We start from the raw sequence: 1,911 nt of genomic DNA, 5'->3' as shown, positions 1-1,911 counted from the left end.
AATGAGTGCTTTGCAAGGTCGATGGCTAAAATGCTGGCGTCGGTCATGGATGCTTCCTTTCATTCTCACTGACTTCCAACAAAGCCAGTCTGGCACATTGCGATGCCGCTGTGGGAGGGAGCATCCACCCCATCAATTTTGTAAGTACGTAAGCTTCTCTTGCGCGTTTGCGCGTTAGCAATAGGTCACCCGCGCTCTGTAGTCCAACAACTCCAGTTGATACATAATTAGATGCAGCCTTTCTAAACTGGGTTTCGGCCTCCATTGAATCGTGTGCGATAAAGTTTCTGATTCTTTGCAGATCCACCAACGTTGAGTGTAGTGGACCTATCGTGTCGGTAATGGGGAAACCACCTTCAAAAATGATACTAGCTCGTTGCGTGGTTTGTTGTGGATTACCCCAGTCAAGAAATTTGGCAACGCTTGATTTCATGATCTCCTCAGCGGAGCCCCAATCCGGACATGAAAGACGTGAAGTGACAGAAATGCCTCGGTACGATTTATGTGTAACGCAAGTATCCAGGAAGATCGCACGCACGAGTCGCTCTTGCGCTCTATAGAGCCTAAAAAGTAATGCCTCGGCCAGAAACTTGGCTGTTTGCCACTGTTCTTCATCCGAAAAATCCATCGCATAGACCCTTGCCTTGAAAGAATCCAAGAACAAAACCTCTTCTGCGAATGACGACAACTCATCCGGCAGGCTCAAGGGTCGCCTCTAATGAACTGAGAATGTGAACAGACCTGTCGCGACGGGAACCAGTATCCGTAGTTGCTTGCGTGGAGGCAGTGATAAACCCTTTCAAGCGTTCAGGTGCATTTGGCCGATCTGCGGGAGAGTTGCAGCTGTCAAAATCTGAACTAACCGAATTTAACACTGAACGCACTTGTCCGTAGTTCAGCAATTGTTCTGGTTTAAGCTCTGATTTTGGTAAGTTCGGGATTGGTTCAAACACGTGTGCAATTGTCACTGCTAACGAATAGAACATGTGCTTTCTCGTCCAACACGTTCCATGCATTTCGTCGGGAGGATACACCGACTGGATCACGTCCATAACTTTCTCGAAAAGCTTGGTCTTTTCGGTAACTGGGCCTTCTTGATCTTCGTACCGTTTATACAACGCATCGACGTTCTTGTTAGTCTGAATCTGGGTGCACAGGGTGGCTAGTATATCAGAGGCCAGCTCTGCTTCAGCCATCCTGCTTACTTGAGACTTAGAAAGCACGCGTGCTGCTATCCAATAATCGACGAATTTATAACCAAGTTCGAATGCCGCGGTTTTAAAGAAACCGCTGTATTGTGCGTTACGTAATTCTTGAGAGTTCAATTTAACCGTGTATCGGTTAATCCTTGCGAAAATATCTAAGAGCTCGCTGAGCGGCGCCGAGTACAGTACGTCACATGCAACTTCGTACTGTAAGAATGCGCTTTGCATTTCTGGGTCAAGTTGCGAAAAGGTCTTGCCTGCCAAGTCAGGGCTGTGTGCCCGCGAAATCCTTATGCCGTTGTTAATGAAGTCAAAAATCGCCCTAAGTCGCTGCTGGCCATCAACAACGACTCTAATATTGGTTCCATCTTTGAACTCTTGCATGAGTATGATCTTCGGAAAGGGTTTTCCCCGCAAGATCGTGTCTGAACTGGCCCCATTTTCGACCGGACACCTGGGCCTGAACCAGGAGGCTTAGGCATATCCCTAAGCACGTGCTTATGTCTGAAGTTGAAATCATTACGGATGGTGGCCGCCGTCGCCGCTGGAGTTCCGCCGAAAAGCTGCGGATTGTCGAGGAGACACTGGACGGCAGCGAGAGCATCTCGGCCGTTGCGCGGCGCAATGGCGTGGCGCCCAATCTTTTGTATCGTTGGCGCAAGCTGATGCTGGAAGGAGGGAGTATCGCGGTGACCGGGGACGACGA

The 1,911-nt window shown here is 49.1% G+C and carries 3 protein-coding genes; 1 reads left to right on the top strand and 2 read right to left on the bottom strand.

Going from position 1 to position 1,911, the window contains the following annotated elements; genetic code table 11:
- Nucleotides 1-43: 43 nt before the first annotated feature.
- Complete coding sequence (locus RIE32_14620; GenBank protein MEQ9097485.1) at nucleotides 44-706, bottom strand: hypothetical protein; 663 nt, start codon at nucleotides 704-706, stop codon at nucleotides 44-46.
- Entirely contained in the window at nucleotides 690-1,589 is a 900-nt protein-coding gene (locus RIE32_14615; GenBank protein MEQ9097484.1) for a hypothetical protein, read from the bottom strand. The genes RIE32_14620 and RIE32_14615 overlap by 17 nt, the downstream gene beginning before the upstream one ends.
- A 98-nt stretch (nucleotides 1,590-1,687) precedes the next feature.
- Between RIE32_14615 and RIE32_14610 the strand changes: the two genes are divergently transcribed.
- The coding region (locus RIE32_14610; GenBank protein ID MEQ9097483.1) for a transposase at nucleotides 1,688-1,911 on the top strand (224 nt) is incomplete at its 3' end.

This window comes from Phycisphaerales bacterium (genome assembly GCA_040221175.1).
Lineage (GTDB): Bacteria > Planctomycetota > Phycisphaerae > Phycisphaerales > UBA1924 > JAHCJI01.
This window is presented reverse-complemented; position numbering and strand designations above follow the sequence as displayed.